1 pseudogene is annotated in these 1,034 nt (G+C 40.3%); it reads right to left on the bottom strand.

Annotated features, from left to right (window positions below):
- Positions 1–1,034: pseudogene (locus ACFIK2_RS07325) on the bottom strand (hypothetical protein); the annotation flags it as partial.

Below are 1,034 nucleotides of genomic sequence, written 5' to 3'. Positions count from 1 at the left end.
TTGCTCCATACCAAAGAATCCTGTGCTACTCCTTCAGAAACCTCTTTAATCCGTGCATTCACATTCTTGATATTTGCATCAAGACCTGAAAAAGCGGTTCCAACACCTTCATATGATTTATTTGTTACATCACCCTCTTTAGAAACTGTCGATAAGTCATAGCTGGGAGCTGTAAAAGTGCCATCAGCACTAAACGATGCTTTGCCTCCTAAAATTTTTGCTAAACTCGCAGCTATGGTATTAATCTGTCCACCCGTAACCGCATCGCTCGAACCCGCCACTAGAGAACCATCAGCCAGCGATGTGACCTTGCTGTTTGTCTTTTCACCTTCTTTTCCATGCAAGGCTACAAAAGCATTACTCTGATTACTCCATGATAAAGAATCCTGTGAAACTCCTTCTGAGACTTCCTTAATACGATCGTTAACGGTTTTGATATTCTCATCAAGTCCTTTAAAGGCTGTTTCAACACCTTCATACGATTTATTTGTTACATTACCCTCTTTAGAAACTGTCGATAAGTCATACGTTGGTCCTGTAAAGTTTTTGCCATCAAAGGATACAGCGCCACCTAAAATCTTTGATAAATCCGAAGCTATGGTATTAACCTGTCCACCCGTGATTGCATCATGTGAATCCTTGGCAATCTTACCATCAGCAACATTATGGAGACCTACAGCTGTCTTATCTTTACCACCTAAAGTCACACTCGTGTAATTAATGCCGCCATTATCACCATCTTTTTTATCGTAATGAACAACGGCTGAATCATCAGACTGAAGGCTGGTAGAAAGATCCTTCAGACTTTTATCAAGCTGACCTTTGTTAACAGCTTCATTATCCTTTGTTGCTTCACCAACACCTGAAATTATCCGATCCGCACCAGTCTTGTTGGCTATATTGATTTCACTGCCTTCTACTGCAGCTCCAATAGTGAGACGATGTGTTGTTTGGTCTTGCTGAACAAAGCTTTCGCTTTCTACTTTGTTAATCACATTATTAACCTGTTCAGTCAATTTATTCTGAACATTCGT

The organism is Bartonella sp. AP88XZML (genome assembly GCF_042195565.1).
Taxonomy (GTDB): Bacteria; Pseudomonadota; Alphaproteobacteria; order Rhizobiales; family Rhizobiaceae; genus Bartonella.
This window is presented reverse-complemented; position numbering and strand designations above follow the sequence as displayed.